Origin of the sequence: Lysobacter gummosus (assembly GCF_001442805.1) — a bacterium.
Classification (GTDB): Bacteria; Pseudomonadota; Gammaproteobacteria; order Xanthomonadales; family Xanthomonadaceae; genus Lysobacter; species Lysobacter gummosus.
Map to the genome: position 1 here is coordinate 781,869 of NZ_CP011131.1, position 15,448 is coordinate 797,316.

Annotated in this window: 16 protein-coding genes; 13 read left to right on the forward strand and 3 right to left on the reverse strand. The window is 65.5% G+C overall.

Annotated features, from left to right (window positions below; all coding sequences use genetic code 11):
• Nucleotides 1-472 precede the first annotated feature (472 nt).
• The 4 genes from LG3211_RS03150 to lpdA all read left to right on the forward strand — a co-directional run bounded on the left by LG3211_RS03150 (nt 473) and on the right by lpdA (nt 5,698).
• Nucleotides 473-1,237, forward strand: a complete 765-nt coding sequence (locus LG3211_RS03150) for a DUF2884 family protein (RefSeq protein ID WP_187313128.1) — start codon at nt 473-475, stop codon at nt 1,235-1,237.
• Between the two features lie 233 nt (nt 1,238-1,470).
• Nucleotides 1,471-2,892: a dihydrolipoyllysine-residue acetyltransferase gene (locus LG3211_RS03155; protein WP_057941556.1), complete on the forward strand. Its 1,422-nt coding sequence runs from the start codon at nt 1,471-1,473 to the stop codon at nt 2,890-2,892.
• A 148-nt stretch (nt 2,893-3,040) separates the two neighbouring features.
• Entirely contained in the window at nt 3,041-3,727 is a 687-nt protein-coding gene (locus tag LG3211_RS03160; RefSeq protein WP_057941557.1) for a hypothetical protein, read from the forward strand.
• A 153-nt stretch (nt 3,728-3,880) separates the two neighbouring features.
• A complete protein-coding gene (lpdA, locus tag LG3211_RS03165; protein ID WP_057941558.1) occupies nt 3,881-5,698 on the forward strand; it encodes a dihydrolipoyl dehydrogenase in 1,818 nt (605 codons plus the stop codon).
• 69 nt (nt 5,699-5,767) lie between these two features.
• On the opposite strand, the gene LG3211_RS03170 is transcribed toward lpdA, so the two are convergent.
• Nucleotides 5,768-6,571, reverse strand: coding sequence for a hypothetical protein (locus LG3211_RS03170; RefSeq protein WP_057941559.1), 804 nt, complete (start codon nt 6,569-6,571; stop codon nt 5,768-5,770).
• 290 nt (nt 6,572-6,861) lie between these two features.
• On the reverse strand, nt 6,862-7,071 hold the full coding sequence (locus LG3211_RS03175) for a DUF2061 domain-containing protein (protein ID WP_057941560.1): 210 nt from the start codon (nt 7,069-7,071) through the stop codon (nt 6,862-6,864).
• Nucleotides 7,072-7,407: 336 nt separating this feature from the next.
• On the opposite strand from LG3211_RS03175, the gene LG3211_RS03180 reads away from it, so the two are divergent.
• From LG3211_RS03180 to LG3211_RS03220, 9 genes are all read left to right on the forward strand, one after another.
• The gene (locus tag LG3211_RS03180) at nt 7,408-7,764 is read left to right on the forward strand and encodes a hypothetical protein (protein ID WP_057941561.1); all 357 of its coding nucleotides are present in this window, start codon (nt 7,408-7,410) and stop codon (nt 7,762-7,764) included.
• A 10-nt stretch (nt 7,765-7,774) separates the two neighbouring features.
• Nucleotides 7,775-8,611, forward strand: a complete 837-nt coding sequence (gene atpB, locus LG3211_RS03185) for a F0F1 ATP synthase subunit A (RefSeq protein WP_057945239.1) — start codon at nt 7,775-7,777, stop codon at nt 8,609-8,611.
• A gap of 81 nt (nt 8,612-8,692) precedes the next feature.
• Nucleotides 8,693-8,974: a F0F1 ATP synthase subunit C gene (gene atpE, locus LG3211_RS03190; RefSeq protein WP_031371118.1), complete on the forward strand. Its 282-nt coding sequence runs from the start codon at nt 8,693-8,695 to the stop codon at nt 8,972-8,974.
• Nucleotides 8,975-9,063: 89 nt separating this feature from the next.
• Entirely contained in the window at nt 9,064-9,534 is a 471-nt protein-coding gene (locus LG3211_RS03195; protein ID WP_057941562.1) for a F0F1 ATP synthase subunit B, read from the forward strand.
• 19 nt (nt 9,535-9,553) lie between these two features.
• Nucleotides 9,554-10,081, forward strand: a complete 528-nt coding sequence (locus LG3211_RS03200) for a F0F1 ATP synthase subunit delta (RefSeq protein WP_057941563.1) — start codon at nt 9,554-9,556, stop codon at nt 10,079-10,081.
• 133 nt (nt 10,082-10,214) lie between these two features.
• Nucleotides 10,215-11,765: a F0F1 ATP synthase subunit alpha gene (gene atpA / locus LG3211_RS03205; protein WP_057941564.1), complete on the forward strand. Its 1,551-nt coding sequence runs from the start codon at nt 10,215-10,217 to the stop codon at nt 11,763-11,765.
• 110 nt (nt 11,766-11,875) lie between these two features.
• The gene (gene atpG, locus LG3211_RS03210) at nt 11,876-12,739 is read left to right on the forward strand and encodes a F0F1 ATP synthase subunit gamma (RefSeq protein WP_057941565.1); all 864 of its coding nucleotides are present in this window, start codon (nt 11,876-11,878) and stop codon (nt 12,737-12,739) included.
• Between the two features lie 123 nt (nt 12,740-12,862).
• Nucleotides 12,863-14,287, forward strand: a complete 1,425-nt coding sequence (gene atpD / locus LG3211_RS03215) for a F0F1 ATP synthase subunit beta (RefSeq protein WP_057941566.1) — start codon at nt 12,863-12,865, stop codon at nt 14,285-14,287.
• A 157-nt stretch (nt 14,288-14,444) separates the two neighbouring features.
• Nucleotides 14,445-14,870 carry a F0F1 ATP synthase subunit epsilon gene (locus tag LG3211_RS03220; protein WP_057941567.1) on the forward strand — a complete coding sequence of 142 codons (426 nt, stop codon included), beginning with the start codon at nt 14,445-14,447 and terminating at the stop codon, nt 14,868-14,870.
• A 90-nt stretch (nt 14,871-14,960) separates the two neighbouring features.
• Here LG3211_RS03220 and LG3211_RS03225 read toward each other — a convergent pair whose 3' ends face one another.
• Complete coding sequence (locus tag LG3211_RS03225; protein WP_057945240.1) at nt 14,961-15,344, reverse strand: GtrA family protein; 384 nt, start codon at nt 15,342-15,344, stop codon at nt 14,961-14,963.
• Nucleotides 15,345-15,448: the final 104 nt, after the last annotated feature.

Genomic DNA, 15,448 nt, shown 5'->3' on the forward strand with positions numbered 1-15,448 from the left:
AACGGTGTTTGATTTTTTATCGCCGCGTGTTGTTCAGTGTTTGACGTTTGCGCTCATATGTTCGCTCATGGCAGCGAAAAGCCTTTGAAACAGCGATTTCCGTGCGTTCATGCGCTCGATGAACGAATCGTGGATCGCATGAATTGCGATCCGAAGGCGATGCGTTCAACGCGGTTGACGCGATCGGAATATCTTCAGCGCGCACCTAAACAGCGTAGAAACGCCTGTTTTTCTGCATCGAATTGAAAGCTGGATCCATGCGTGGAACTTTCTCATCGTATGGATAAGCGCGGACCATTCGCGGCTGTCCACTGCGCTCCAAATGTTTCCTGACTGGCACACGCCGCACCTCGCGAACCGCCACAACCGGCACGGCGAATAGCCATGACTAATGTCACGCCATCCAACGGCACGGGCAGCGCGCGGGCCTTCAAGGCAATCTGAATGCCATTCCACCGTCGAGGATCTGACGATGCGCACTCGCCTTCCGCTCCGACTCACCGCCCTGGCCGCAATGACGCTGGCCTGCGGCGCCGCCTTCGCCGACGTCCATGTGGACGCCAACTGCGAAATCGACAGCCCCTTCGAGCTGACCCTCAACGAGCGCAGCCTGATCCTGACCCGCGAGGACGGCGCGCCCAAGGCGATCGTCATGCGCCAGGGCCGGATGTTCGTCGATGACCGCTGGGTGCAACTGAGCAGTGCCGACGCCGTACGCATCGCCGAGTTCGAGCGCGGCACGCGCGCGGCCATGCCCGAGGCCCAGCACATCGGCCGCGAGGCCGCCGATATCGCCTTCACCGCGCTCGGCGAAGTCGCCGCGGTGCTCGGCAACCATCCCGACCGCACCCGTGCCCACGTCGACAAGGCGCGCAAGCAGCTCGACACCCGCCTGAGCCACGTCATCACCCCGACCCGTTTCAGCGGCAAGGCGCTGGGCGACGGCATCGCCGACGCGCTCGGCGAGACCCTGCCGACCGTGATCGGCGAATTGGTCGGCGGCACCGTCACCGCCGCCTTCAGCGGCGACACCGACAAGTTCAAGCGCCTGGACAATCTGGACGCGCAGATCGAAGCGGCGGTGCAGCCCCGCGCCGACGCGCTGGGCCGCCGCGCCGACGGCCTGTGCCGGCGCATGCGCGAGCTGGACGCGCTCGACAATGCCTTGAGCTACCGCTTCGATGGTCAGCCGCTGGAGCTGCTCAAGGTCGAGGCCAGGGAAAAGCAGGCGAAGTAGTCGGCCATCCCGGGCGTTGACGTGCTTCCCGCGGCGCCGCCCCCCGACTCGGCAACCCGGACGACCCATCGAAGCGACCGGGTCGTTTCCCAGTACTGTGGCGTACGCAAGTCCGCCACGGCGCGCCGGCTGTGCCGCTTAGGCCTTTAGTACTGCACCGTGCCCTGTGCGGTTGGCGTGACCGCCTGCACACGCCACAATAGGGTTTTCGCGCATTGCGGAGCCCCACGAACATGGCTGATCTGAAGGAAGCACGCGTCCCCGACATCGGCGACTACGACGGCGTACCCGTCATCGAATTGCTGGTCGCGGTCGGCGACACGGTGACCCAGGACCAGGGACTGGTCACGCTGGAATCCGACAAGGCCACCATGGAAGTGCCGGCGCCGTTCGCGGGCATCATCCGCGAACTCAAGGTCAAGATCGGCGATCAGCTGGCTGAAGGCAGCGTGGTGGCGTTGATCGAGCCAACCGAAGGGGAAGCAAAAGCGGCGCCAGCGCAACCGCAAGAATCCGCAAAACCCGCCGCCCCGGCCGCGCCCGCCGCCCCGGCCAAAGCCGAAGCCCCCGCGCCCGCGAAACAGGAAGCCCCGCAACCCGCGGCCCCGGCCAAGTCCGAAGCTGCCCCCGCGCCCATCGCCGGCGCCAATGCCGGCACCGACCCGGAAGCCATGCCTCCGCGCACGCCGCCGGTCGCCTTCACCGCCGACGAGCTCATGCCCGACAAGGTGCCCTATGCCAGCCCGGCCGTGCGCCTGTTCGCGCGCGAGCTCGGCGTGGATCTGGCGCGGGTCAGCGGCAGCGCCCGCGGCGGCCGCATCAGCAAGGAAGACGTGCAGTCCTTCGTCAAGGGCGTCATGCAGGGCGGCGGCAGTGCGCCGGCCAGCGCCGGTGCGGCGCCGAGCCTGGGCGGCGGCCTCAATCTGCTGCCGTGGCCGAAGGTCGATTTCAGCAAGTTCGGCGAGACCGAAACCAAGCCACTGTCGCGCATCCAGAAGCTCTCCGGCGCCAATCTGGCGCGCAACTGGGCGATGATCCCGCATGTCACCCAGCACGACGATGCCGACATCACCGACCTGGAAGCGCTGCGCGTTGCGCTCAACAAGGAGAACGAGAAGGCCGGCCTGAAGCTGACCATGCTCGCCTTCCTGATGAAGGCCTCGGTGTCGGCGCTGCAGAAGTTCCCGAACTTCAACGCATCGCTGGATGCGACCGGCGAAAATCTCACCCTGAAGAAGTACTTCCATATCGGCTTCGCCGCCGACACGCCCAACGGCCTGGTCGTGCCGGTGGTGCGCGACTGCGACAAGAAGGGTGTGCTGCAGATCGCGAAGGAAACCGGCGAACTCGCCGCCAAGGCGCGCGACGGCAAGCTCGGCCCGGCCGACATGAGCGGCGGCTGCTTCTCGATCAGCTCGCTCGGCGGCATCGGCGGCACCGCGTTCACGCCGATCGTCAACGCGCCGGAAGTCGCCATCCTCGGCGTGTCCAAGTCGGCGACCAAGCCGGTGTGGGACGGCAAGCAGTTCGCGCCGCGCCTGATCCTGCCGCTGTCGCTGTCCTACGATCACCGCGTCATCGACGGCGCCGCCGCCGCGCGTTTCACCGCGTATCTGGCGCAGTTGCTGGCCGACATGCGCCGCGTGCTGCTGTAACGCGCCGATCGCACGTCAAGTCTGCGGTCGATGCGCGGCGGTTTCGCCCCGCATCGCCGCCCGCGCCGTCGCCGACGGCGGCCGAATTCGCGCCGCCCTCGTGTTCGAGATTCGTCACCGCCGTCGCCCAACAGGATCCCCCGCCGCAATGATTCGTTCCTCGCGTACCGCTTCCGCCTCCCGCCGCCTGGCCTGGCTCGGCCTCGCCGCCGCGCTGGCCGCGCCGTTCGCGCAGGCCGCCGATCAGTGCCAGTTCGCGCTCGGCCGCGGCTGGCCGCCGGCGACCGAGAATCACGGCTCGGCGGTGGAACAACTGCTGGCGGCCAAGGCCGAAGCGCGTCTGACCTTGACCTACCTGCCCACCCGCGGCACCGAAAGCGGCCTGCTGCTGATCCCCGGCAGCGGCGACGCCGACTGGACGCTGCGTCACGCCATGCCCAACGAGCGCGTCGCGGTGTGGAACACCGGGCGCGCCAGCGGCGCCCTGCAACTGCGCGTGGAGCAGGAAGTCGATAACGAGGAAGCGCCGATCCCGGCCGCGCTCGCGCAGCGTCTGGTCGCCGGCTGGAAGCGCGCGCTGGAAAGCATGGCGCCGAAGGACAAACCGGCCGAATACCAGGACAAGGACCAACTGCTGTTCGTGGTCGATGGCCTGCGCGTGAGCGGCGTGCGCCCGGATTGCGGCGCCGGCGAAATCATCATGAAGCAGGCGAGTTTGTTGACCGAGGCCTCCAACGAAAGCGCCTCCAAGCGCGAGCGCCGCTGGCGCGCGCTGGGCGAGTCGCTGGACGAACTCGACAAGGAATTGACGGACACCGCGGCGCCGGCCCGATAAGCCGCGCGCCGGCCCGCGCTGCCTCAGCGCATCGCCGGGCAAGCATCGCAGGCGCCGGCCTTCGCGGCGGGCGCCGAACGCACGGCCTGGCCGTGCGCCCCCACGACGGACGCGCACCGCGCGCCCGCAACGCACCGAAGAGGACGCAGCGCGATGGCCAGCAGCATTGAAGTAAAGGTTCCCGACATCGGCGATTACGACGGCGTCCCGGTCATCGAATTGCTGGTCGCGGTCGGCGACACGGTCAAGAAGGATCAGGGCCTGGTCACGCTGGAATCGGACAAGGCGACGATGGAAGTGCCGTCGTCGGCCGACGGCGTGGTCAAGTCGATCAGCGTCAAGATCGGCGACAAGGTGGCCGAGGGCGCGGTGATCGCGATCCTGGAAACGCAGGGAGAGGGCGATGCGCCCAAGCCGGCCGCGGCCGAAACCAAGCCGGCCGCCGCAGAAGCGCCGAAAGCCGCGCCGGCACCGGCGCCCGCCGCCAGCGCGCCGCCGGTTGCCGCTGCCGCGGGCGCACCCGCGCCCAGCGCCGCCGCCGCGAGCGGCCGCAAGGCCGACGTGGAATGCCGCATGCTCGTGCTCGGCTCCGGCCCCGGCGGCTACACCGCCGCGTTCCGCGCCGCCGACATCGGCCTGGACACGGTGCTGGTCGAGCGCTACGCCAGCCTCGGCGGCGTCTGCCTCAACGTCGGCTGCATTCCGTCCAAGGCGCTGCTGCACGCCGCCGCGGTCATCGACGAAGCCAAGCACGCCAGCGATTACGGCGTCAGTTTCGGCGAGCCGAAGATCGATCTCGACGCACTGCGCAGCTACAAGGAAAAAGTCGTCGGCCAGTTGACCAAGGGCCTGACCGGCATGGCCAAGCAGCGCAAGGTGCGCGTGGTCGCCGGCACCGGCAAGTTCATTTCCGCGAACGAACTGGAAGTGACGGGCGAGGGCGGCACCCAGCTGATCCGCTTCGAGCAATGCATCATCGCCGCCGGTTCCCAGGCGGTGAAGCTGCCCGGCTTCCCGTGGGACGACAAGCGCGTGATGGATTCCACCGACGCGCTGGAACTGGCTGAGATCCCGAAGAAACTGCTGGTCGTCGGCGGCGGCATCATCGGTCTGGAAATGGCTACCGTGTACCGCGCGCTGGGCAGCGAAGTCACCGTGGTCGAGTTCCTCGATCAGCTGATGCCAGGCGCCGATCCGGACCTGGTCAAGCCGCTCGCCGATCGCCTGAAGAAGCAGGGCGTGGCGGTGTATCTCAAGACCAAGGCCGCGGGCACCGAAGCGCTGAAGGAAGGCATCAAGGTCACTTTCGAAGGCGAAAAGGCGCCCGAGGCGCAGGTGTTCGATCGCGTGCTGGTCGCGGTCGGTCGCTCGCCCAACGGCGGCAAGATCGACGCCGACAAGGCCGGGGTCGGCGTCACCGATCGCGGCTTCATCCCGGTGGACCGGCAGATGCGCACCAATGTGCCGCATATCTTCGCCATCGGCGATCTGGTCGGTAACCCGATGCTCGCGCACAAGGCCACGCACGAAGGCAAGCTCGCCGCCGAAGTCGCCGCCGGCGAGAAGAAGGAATGGGTCGCGCGGGTGATCCCGTCGGTGGCCTACACCGATCCGGAAATCGCCTGGGTCGGCGTCACCGAGACCGAAGCCAAGGCCAAGGGCCTGAAGGTCGGCGTCGGCAAGTTCCCGTGGGCCGCCAGCGGCCGCGCCATCGGCATCGGCCGCACCGAAGGCTTCACCAAGCTGATCTTCGACGAAGCCACCCACCGCATCGTCGGCGGCGGCATCGTCGGCGTGCACGCCGGCGATCTGATTTCCGAAGTGGGCCTGGCGATCGAAATGGGCTGCGAAGTCGCCGACATCGGCCACACCATCCACCCGCACCCGACCTTGAGCGAATCGGTCGGCATGGCGGCGGAAGTGTTCGACGGCACCATCACCGATTTGTACATTCCGAAGAAGAAAGGCTGATCGCGATCGCGCGTTCGCCATGAAAAACGCCGCCGTTTCCGGCGGCGTTTTTTGTTTGCGTCACGTCGGTCAGAACGAGAACGTCACGCCCGCCATCGGCCCCTTGAAGCGCTGGTCCAGGCCGATCACGCCGTCGTTGCCGCCGCGGCGGGCGTCGATCTTGAACCAGTCGTAGCCGACGAACACGCCGAAGCCTTCCGTGAAGCGGTACTCGGCCAGCGCGTTGGCGCGGCTGATGTCGCCCTTGTAGTCGCCGAAATCGCCCCAGCCCGCGTCCAGGTACTGTCCCTGCACGACGAAGCGCCAGTGATCGCTGGGCGACAGGGTCACGCGCGTGCCGACCACCGGCGCGTAGCCGTCTTCGCTGGAACTGGTGTGATAACTGGCAGTGCCGGCGGCGGCGTCGAGCTTGCCTTCGAGCTTGGCGTATTCCACGCCGATCTGCAGGCCCCAGCTGACCGTGTCGGTTTCGATCACCGAGTAGTCGTACATCACGCTGGCCAGTTCGAATTTGGCCTTGGCCTTGGCGAAGCTGCCGGCCGGGATGGTGGTGTCGTCGAAGGAGACGTTCTCGTTCAACGTGGCGCGCTTGCTCTTGTCGTAACCCCAGTAGTTGAACAGCAGGCGGTTGCGTTCGCTGAAGCGGAACAGGCCTTCGATGCGCGGCACGGTTTCCTTGCTTCCGAAGTCGAAGTCCTGGCTGAAACGATAGGGCTGGCCTTGGAAATTGGTGCCGGCGCTGAGTTCGCCGCTGGTATCGACCGACATTGCGCCCAGGCGCACGGTGAAGCGGTCGTCTTCTGCGTGCGCGGGCAATGCGTACGCGGCGCACGCGGCCAGCGCGAGCGACAGGGGAAGAAGTTTGGCAGTCACAAGTTCACTCCGTATGCGGGGGAATACAGCACATTCGTGTACTGGTGCGTACATGAATGCCAATCGCGGGGTGGAGTGATCGTGAAAAAAACGGGGGTGGCCGATTCGGCAAAGCCGTATCGGCAATAAGGTGAACTGTTTCACAAAAGGCGAAGCCCCGGCGGGTCATGCCGGGGCTTCGGGGTGCCCACCGCAGCTTTTGCCATTGACGAGGAGAGAGTGGCGGCGGGCGTTCACTGATACTGACCGGTGCTTCGGCGAAAGGTTCCGCAATCGGTCAAAGATTTCGATCAAGTCGCCAACGCGTTGGCCGATGCGTTCTCGGCGCGGCGGCGTTCGATGCGTTTCCAGACCTTTTCGTGCAGGTGGAAGGCCACCGTGTTGCAGGCCGGTTCGACCAGGGCCAGCGCGCCGCCGACCCAGATGCTGCCGGTCATCACGTATCCGACCAGGAAGGCCACGCAGAAATGTATGCAGGCGAAGCTGAGGGTCTTGCTCATGGGGGTGGCCTAGATGAGAATGATTCTCAACATACGCCGACCCAAGGAAAAAGCAAATCGAATGTAGCGACCGCTTCGATAGCCGTCGGCTATGGCGGATGGGTCCGGCGGCGCCTTGCTTACCTCCCAGGTAATTCAACGCACTAGCCGCTCGCCTCATAGTTGCGGGCATGAAACCGGACGCGATCGCTGTAGTGACTAGGCAACATCCGGCCTATGGCGGTCCCGTGACTGCCGCCGGTTGCCGCAAAGTCGCCCGCGTTCTATACTTTTGCGGCTCTACCGGGCGCTTTGCAGCGCCAACCCCAGACCGACGAGACCCGCGTGCACGATCCAATGTCCGCAGGCCGCCGGCTGGCGTCGCGCGCGATTGCCTGGCAAGCCGGCGCAACGGCGCTGGCCTCGCTGGCCTTCTTCTCCCTCGGCGCGATGCATGCGCTGGCGGCAGCGGTGGGCGGCGGCGCGGCGGTAGCTGGCAGCTTCGTGGCGGCCAGGATGGCATTGGGGGGGGGCGTGCAACCGGCCGGAATGGCGATGGGTCGGTTGTTGGCCGGAGTCATATTCAAGTGGGTGGCGGTATTGATGGTTCTCGGGCTCGGTATGGCCCGGTGGCATCTGCCGCCGCTACCAATGCTGGTGGGATTGCTGGCGGCGACGCTGGCCTTCGTACTGGCCAATCTTCTGAAACGATAAGGTGTCTTTCGTGAGTGAACAGACCGGTTCGGGCGGCCTGAACGAATACATCAAGCACCATTTGACCCACAACACCAGTGAGGTCTTTGGCAGCGAGGCGATGTCGAAGTTCAACTTCGACTCGTGGATCGTGGCTTTGGTGCTCGGTCTCGTGTTCATCCTGTGGTTCGGCCTGGCCGCGCGCAAGGCGACGGCGGGCGTTCCCAGCAAAGGCCAGGCGTTCGTCGAGATCATCCTCGAATTCATCGACGGCCAGGTCAAAGACACCTTCCACGGCGACCGTCGTTCGGTGACGCCGCTGGCGCTGACCATCTTCATGTGGGTCGTGTTCATGAACACGATGGACCTGCTGCCGCTGGATCTGTTCGGCTGGCTGGTGCACGTCACCGCCGGCGCGGAAACGGCGCACCACACGTATTTCCGCGCCGTGCCGACCGCCGACCTCAACACCACTTTCGCGATCTCGGCCTCGGTGTTCTTCATCCTGATCGGCCACGCGGTTTCGGCCAAGGGCGTGGGCGGCTTCGGCAAGGAACTGGTCACCGCGCCGTTCCACGCGCATGGCGTGATGAAGATCGTGCTGGTGCCGGTCAACCTGATCATGAACATCATCGAGTGGCTGGTGAAGCCGGTTTCGCTCGCGATGCGACTGTTCGGCAACATGTACGGCGGCGAGCTGGTGTTCATGCTCATCGCCGGCCTGATGGGAAGCGTCTACACCTTCCTGCCCGGCGTGCTGGCCAACGCGGCATGGGCGATCTTCCACATCCTGATCATCCTGCTGCAGGCCTTCATCTTCATGATCCTCACGGTCGTCTACATCGCAGGCGCCCGCGAAAGCCATTGATTCAAGCCGCCTCACCCGCTGCACCGCCCCTTATTCGTTTTCCCTTCACCGTTTAGCACTACCTCTACCAGGAGAAGCACCATGGAGTTCATCGCCAACGTTCAGGGTCTGACCGCGATCGCGATCGGCATCATCATCGGTCTGGGCGCGCTGGGCGCTTGCCTCGGCATCGCGATCATGGGTTCGAAGTTCCTCGAATCCGCCGCGCGTCAGCCGGAGCTGGTGCCGATGCTGCAGGGCCGTATGTTCCTGCTCGCCGGTCTGATCGACGCCGCGTTCATCATCGGCCTCGCCGTTGCCCTGTTCTTCGCGTTCGCCAACCCGCTGATCGAAGCCGTCAAGCTCGCTGGCGCCGCTGGCTGATCAGGCAGAACCGTGCCCCGACCGGGGCACGATTCGGCAATCCGGGCCGGCGCTAGCCGGCCCAACGTAAGCAACGTCGAGGACCCGTCATGAATCCCAACATGACTTTCTTCGGTCAGATGCTCTCCTTCGCGATCCTCGTATGGTTCACGATGAAGTTCATTTGGCCGCCGCTGAACGCAGCGATCGAAGCGCGCCAGAAGAAGATCGCCGAAGGTCTGGCGAACGCTGAAGGCGCCGAAGTTCTCATCCAGCAGGCCAAGGCGCAGGCGGACGAGATCGTGCGCGAGGCTCGTACCAAGGCCAACGAAGTCATCGACCAGGCTCATCAGCGCGGCAATCAGATCGTCGATCAGGCCAAGACCGATGCGATGGTCGAAGGCACGCGTCTGAAGGCGCTGGCCGATGCCGAAATCGCCGCGGCGGCCGACCGCGCCCGCGAGGATCTGCGCAAGCAGGTGTCCGCGCTGGCCGTGACCGGCGCCGAAAAGCTGCTCAAGCGCGAAATCGACGCCAACGCCCACAAGGCGTTGCTCGACGAGCTCGCCGCAGAAATCTGATCGGGGATAGCCCAACGCGATGAGCCAGAACCTCACCCTCGCCCGTCCGTACGCCCGCGCTGCATTCGCGCTGGCGCGCGAAGCCGGCCGCCCCGGCGACTGGTCGCAGGCGCTCGCCTTTTCGGCGCGCGTTTCGGCCGATCCGCAGGTGCAGTCGCTGCTCGGTCATCCGCAGCTGACCTCCGGCGACGCCGTCGCCCTGGTCGCGATCGATGGCGCGGACGAGTCCGTGCAGCGCTTCCTGGCGCTGCTGGCCGACAACCGCCGTCTGTCGCTGCTGCCGGAAATCTCCGGCATGTTCGAGCAACTGCGCGCCGAAGCCGACCGTGTGGTCAAGGCCAAGGTCACCTCCGCCAGCGATCTGCCCGCGGCCGAACTCGATGCGATCAAGGCCGCGCTGATCAAGCGCTTCGGCCGCCAGGTCGAAGTCGAGACGGCGGTCGACGCATCGCTGATCGGCGGCGCGGTGATCGATGCAGGCGATGTGGTGATCGACGGCTCGCTCAAGGGCAAGCTCGCGCGCCTGCAGACGGCATTGGCCGGTTAACAGCTGGGATTCGGGATTCGGGATTCGGGATTCGCAAAAGCTTCAGCGAATCCCGAATCACAAATCCCTAATCCCGACCAAAAGAAAGCACCCGCGCGTCGCCCCATCGCGATGCAGGACCAAGGAAACGACAATGGCAAGCACCCAGCTCAACCCGTCCGAAATCAGTGAACTGATCAAGACCCGCATCGAGAAGGTCAAGCTGGCCGCCGAAGCGCGCAACGAAGGCACCGTCACCTCGGTCGCCGACGGCATTGTGCGCATCCACGGCCTGGCTGACGTGATGCAGGGCGAAATGATCGAACTGCCGAACAACACCTTCGCACTCGCGCTGAACCTGGAGCGCGACTCGGTCGGCGCCGTGGTGCTGGGCGATTACGAACACCTGGGCGAAGGCGACGTCGCCAAGACCACCGGCCGCATCCTGGAAGTGCCGGTCGGCCGCGAGCTGCTCGGCCGCGTGGTCAACGCGCTCGGCGAGCCGATCGACGGCAAGGGTCCGATCGGCGCGACCCTCAGCGCTCCGGTGGAGCGCGTCGCTCCGGGCGTGTTGTGGCGCAAGTCGGTCGATCAGCCGGTGCAGACCGGTTACAAGACCGTCGATGCCATGATCCCGATCGGCCGCGGCCAGCGCGAGCTGATCATCGGCGACCGTCAGACCGGCAAGACCGCGATGGCGATCGACGCGATCATCAACCAGAAGGGCACCGGCATTAAGTGCATCTACGTCGCGATCGGCCAGAAGGCCAGCTCGATCTCGAACGTGGTGCGCAAGCTGGAAGAAAACGGCGCCCTGGCCCACACCATCGTGGTCGCCGCGACCGCGTCGGAATCGGCCGCGATGCAGTACATCAGCGCCTACTCGGGCTGCACCATGGGCGAGTTCTTCCTCGACCGCGGCGAAGACGCGCTGATCGTGTACGACGATCTGTCCAAGCAGGCCGTGGCCTACCGTCAGATCTCGCTGCTGCTGCGCCGTCCGCCGGGCCGCGAAGCCTACCCGGGCGACGTGTTCTACCTGCACAGCCGCCTGCTCGAGCGCGCCGCCCGCGTGAACGCCGACTACGTCGAGAAGTTCACCAACGGCGAAGTGAAGGGCAAGACCGGTTCGCTGACCGCGCTGCCGATCATCGAAACCCAGGCCGGCGACGTGTCCGCGTTCGTGCCGACCAACGTGATCTCGATCACCGACGGGCAGATCTTCCTGGAAACCGACCTGTTCAACGCCGGCATCCGCCCGGCCGTGAACGCCGGTATCTCGGTGTCGCGCGTCGGCGGCGCCGCCCAGACGAAGATCGTCAAGAAGCTCTCCGGCGGCATCCGTATCGCGCTCGCCCAATACCGTGAGCTGGCCGCGTTCGCGCAGTTCGCCTCCGACCTGGACGAAGCCACCCGCAAGCAGCTCGAGCGCGGTCAGCGCGTGACCGAGCTGATGAAGCAGAAGCAGTACGCGCCGATGTCGATCGCGCTGCAGTCGCTGTCGATCTACGCGGTCGATAAGGGCCACATGGACGATGTGCCGGTGAACAAGATCGGCGCGTTCGAAGAGGCGCTGCACGCGCACTTCACCAACACCGCGGGCGAGCTGGTCAACAAGATCAACGCCAGCGGCGATTGGAACGACGAAATCGAAGCCGCCTTCAAGAAGGGCATCGAAGAGTTCAAGCAGACCGGGACCTGGTGATCAAGGCCGGGATTCGTGATTGGGGATTCGGGATTCGGCAGCGCCGAACCCGGTCCCCGCTCTGACGAATCCCGTATCCCCAATCCCCAATCCCACGAGCGGAGCGAGTAATGGCCGGCGGCAGAGAAATCAAAACCAAGATCAAGAGCGTGCAGAACACCCGCAAGGTGACGCGCGCGCTCGAAATGGTCTCGGCTTCCAAGATCCGCAAGGCGCAGGATCGGATGAAGACCTCGCGTCCGTATGCGCGCGTGATCAAGCAGGTGATCGGTCATCTGGCCCAGGCCAACACCGACTACCAGCATCCGTACATGGTCGAGCGCAAGGATCCCAAGCGCGTCGGCTATGTGATCGTGTCCTCCGACCGCGGTCTGGCCGGCGGCCTCAACAACAACCTGTTCCGCAAGCTGCTCGGCGAAATCCGCAAGTGGCAGGAACAGGGCGTCGAGGTCGATGTGGTCACCATCGGTCAGAAGGCCTCGGTGTTCTTCCGCCGCATCAAGGTCAACATGCTGGCCTCGGTCACCCACCTGGGCGACCAGCCGCATCTGGAGCAGCTGGTCGGCGTGATCAAGGTCATGCTCGACGCCTACAGCGGCGGCACCATCGATCGCGTGTTCCTGAGCTACAACGACTTCGTCAACACGATGACCCAGCGCGCGGCGTTCGATCAGCTGCTGCCGCTGCCGGCGCCGGAGACGCAGGTCGCCAAGCACGATTGGGACTACATCTACGAACCCGATGCGCAGACCGTGCTCGACCACGTGCTGACGCGCTACATCGAGTCGCTGGTGTACCAGGCGGTGCTGGAGAACGTGGCGTCCGAGCATGCCGCGCGCATGGTGGCGATGAAGTCGGCCAGCGACAACGCGACCAAGCTGATCGGCACCTTGAACCTGGTCTACAACAAGGCCCGTCAGGCAGCGATCACGCAGGAAATCTCCGAAATCGTCGGCGGCGCCGCGGCGGTTTAAGCCGGGAATGGAGAATCGAGAATAGGGAATCGACAAAAGCAAAGGCTTTTGACTTCCCATTCCCGATTCCCAATTCCCCATTCCCGACAAACGAATCAAACAAAGTTAGCTGGAGTTACAACCATGAGCCAGGGCAAGATCGTTCAGATCATCGGTGCGGTCGTTGACGTCGAGTTCGCGCGCGAGTCGGTGCCGAAGGTGTACGACGCGTTGAAGGTCGAGAACACCGCCATCACCCTCGAAGTGCAGCAGCAGCTCGGCGACGGCATCGTCCGTGCGATCGCGCTGGGCTCCACCGACGGTCTCAAGCGCAATCTGATCGCCACCAACACCGGCCGTCCGGTCGCCGTGCCGGTCGGCGCGGGCACGCTGGGCCGCATCATGAACGTGCTCGGCGAGCCGATCGACGAAGCCGGTCCGATCGACGCCACCGAGCATTGGGAAATCCACCGCGCGGCTCCGGCCTATGCCGACCAGTCCTCGGGCAACGATCTGCTGGAAACCGGCATCAAGGTCATCGACCTGATGTGCCCCTTCGCCAAGGGCGGCAAGGTCGGCCTGTTCGGCGGCGCCGGCGTGGGCAAGACGGTCAACATGCTCGAGCTGATCAACAACATCGCCCGCGCGCACTCGGGTCTGTCGGTGTTCGCCGGCGTCGGCGAGCGCACCCGCGAAGGCAACGACTTCTACCACGAGATGGCCGAAGCTGGCGTCATCCAGCTCGAGAACCTCAAGGACTCGAAGGTCGCGATGGTGTACGGCCAGATGAACGAGCCGCCGGGCAACCGCCTGCGCGTCGCGCTGACCGGCCTGACCATGGCCGAGTACTTCCGCGACGAAAAGGACGCCAGCGGCAAGGGCCGCGACGTGCTGTTCTTCGTCGATAACATCTACCGCTACACCCTGGCAGGCACGGAAGTGTCGGCACTGCTCGGCCGCATGCCGTCGGCGGTGGGCTACCAGCCCACGCTCGCGGAAGAAATGGGCGTGCTGCAGGAACGCATCACCTCGACCAAGACCGGTTCGATCACCTCGATCCAGGCCGTGTACGTGCCCGCGGACGACCTGACCGACCCGTCGCCGGCGACGACCTTCGCCCACCTCGACGCCACCGTCGTGTTGAGCCGCAACATCGCCGCGCTGGGTATCTACCCGGCCGTGGATCCGCTCGACTCGACCTCGCGTCAGCTCGACCCGAACGTGGTCGGCGCCGAGCACTACGACACCGCGCGCCGCGTGCAGTCGACGCTGCAGAAGTACAAAGAGCTCAAGGACATCATCGCGATCCTGGGCATGGACGAGCTGTCGGAAGAGGACAAGACCGCCGTGTCGCGCGCGCGCAAGATCGAGCGCTTCTTCTCGCAGCCGTTCTTCGTCGCGCAGGTGTTCACCGGCGCCGAAGGCAAGTACGTGTCGCTGAAGGACACCATCCGCGGCTTCAAGGGCATCTGCGACGGCGAGTACGATCACCTGCCGGAGCAGGCGTTCTACATGGTCGGCGGCATCGAGGAAGCGGTCGAGAAGGCCAAGAAGATGGGCGTGGGCTAAACCCACGGTTCCCTCTCCCGCGCAGCGGGAGAGGGTTAGGGTGAGGGCGCTGTTGCTCGTTTGACCTAAGTGACGTTCGCGCTTTTGCCCCGTGTGCCCTCACCCCTGCCCTCTCCCGCTTGCGGGAGAGGGGGACAATGAATAGAGGCGTTTTTTTATGGCAACCACGTTCCGTTGCGACATCGTCAGCGCCGAGGAAGAAATCTTCCACGGCGAGGCGACGCTGCTCGTCGCCACCGGCGAGATCGGCGAACTCGGCATCGCGCCGCGTCACGCGCCGCTGATCACGCGCCTGAAGCCGGGCAAGGTCGTGGTGACCCTGCCCAGCGGCGAACAGCTGGATTTCGCCGTGTCCGGCGGCATCCTGGAAGTGCAGCCGCAGGTCGTGACCGTGCTGGCCGACACCGCGATCCGCGCGCAGGACATCGACGAAGCCGCCGTGCGCGCCGCCAAGGAAGAAGCCGAACGCGCGCTGGCCAACCGCGGCCCGCAGATGGACGTCGCCCAGGCTCAGGCCAAGCTCGCCGAAGCGATGGCGCAGCTGCAGGCGCTGGAGCGTCTGCGCAAGAGCATGAAGCACTGAGCCGGCGATACACCGCCGCTTACGAAAACGCCGGCCTCGCGCCGGCGTTTTTCGTTTCAGGCGCGCGCTAGCCGCGACGGCTTCGCGCGGCTAGCGGCGATACACCCAATGCCGCGACACCAGGAACCCGACGCCGGCCAGTATCACCTCGATCACCGGCTTCGCCGCCCACGTCCACTTGAGCCCGGCGTAGGTGTCGATCAGGCTGATCGCGCAGGTGCTGACCAGGGTGGTGCCGAGCCACAGCATCACGAAGCGGCCGAATTGGCGCTTGCCGACCGCGGTGTTCTCGCTGGCGAAGGTGAAGCGGCCGTTGAGCCAGAACCCCAGCATCGCGCCGCTGATGCGGCCGGCGAGATTGGCCGCTTCCACCGGCATGCCCAGATGGCTCAGGCCGACCATCACGCTCCAGTCCACGCAGTACTGCAGCGCGCCGAAGATCAGGTAGTTGCGGCCCTGCCGGGACAGGCTCACGCGCGCGCCCCGGCGGCCGGACGCGGCGGCGGGCATGGCGGAAGCGGGCGCGATGGCAGGACGGGGGCGGCTACGGTCATGGCCGTATTCTAGCCAGACGCTCC

Bases quoted from the DNA above. Each gene is read 5' to 3' on its own strand.
- LG3211_RS03155 (WP_057941556.1), top strand. From the start codon at position 1,471: ATGGCTGATCTGAAGGAAGCACGCGTCCCCGACATCGGCGACTACGAC.
- atpD (WP_057941566.1), top strand. From the start codon at position 12,863: ATGAGCCAGGGCAAGATCGTTCAGATCATCGGTGCGGTCGTTGACGTC.
- LG3211_RS03195 (WP_057941562.1), top strand. From the start codon at position 9,064: ATGAATCCCAACATGACTTTCTTCGGTCAGATGCTCTCCTTCGCGATC.
- atpA (WP_057941564.1), top strand. From the start codon at position 10,215: ATGGCAAGCACCCAGCTCAACCCGTCCGAAATCAGTGAACTGATCAAG.
- LG3211_RS03220 (WP_057941567.1), top strand. From the start codon at position 14,445: ATGGCAACCACGTTCCGTTGCGACATCGTCAGCGCCGAGGAAGAAATC.
- LG3211_RS03160 (WP_057941557.1), top strand. From the start codon at position 3,041: ATGATTCGTTCCTCGCGTACCGCTTCCGCCTCCCGCCGCCTGGCCTGG.
- LG3211_RS03200 (WP_057941563.1), top strand. From the start codon at position 9,554: ATGAGCCAGAACCTCACCCTCGCCCGTCCGTACGCCCGCGCTGCATTC.
- LG3211_RS03180 (WP_057941561.1), top strand. From the start codon at position 7,408: ATGTCCGCAGGCCGCCGGCTGGCGTCGCGCGCGATTGCCTGGCAAGCC.
- lpdA (WP_057941558.1), top strand. From the start codon at position 3,881: ATGGCCAGCAGCATTGAAGTAAAGGTTCCCGACATCGGCGATTACGAC.
- LG3211_RS03175 (WP_057941560.1), bottom strand. From the start codon at position 7,071: ATGAGCAAGACCCTCAGCTTCGCCTGCATACATTTCTGCGTGGCCTTC.
- atpG (WP_057941565.1), top strand. From the start codon at position 11,876: ATGGCCGGCGGCAGAGAAATCAAAACCAAGATCAAGAGCGTGCAGAAC.
- atpE (WP_031371118.1), top strand. From the start codon at position 8,693: ATGGAGTTCATCGCCAACGTTCAGGGTCTGACCGCGATCGCGATCGGC.
- LG3211_RS03150 (WP_187313128.1), top strand. From the start codon at position 473: ATGCGCACTCGCCTTCCGCTCCGACTCACCGCCCTGGCCGCAATGACG.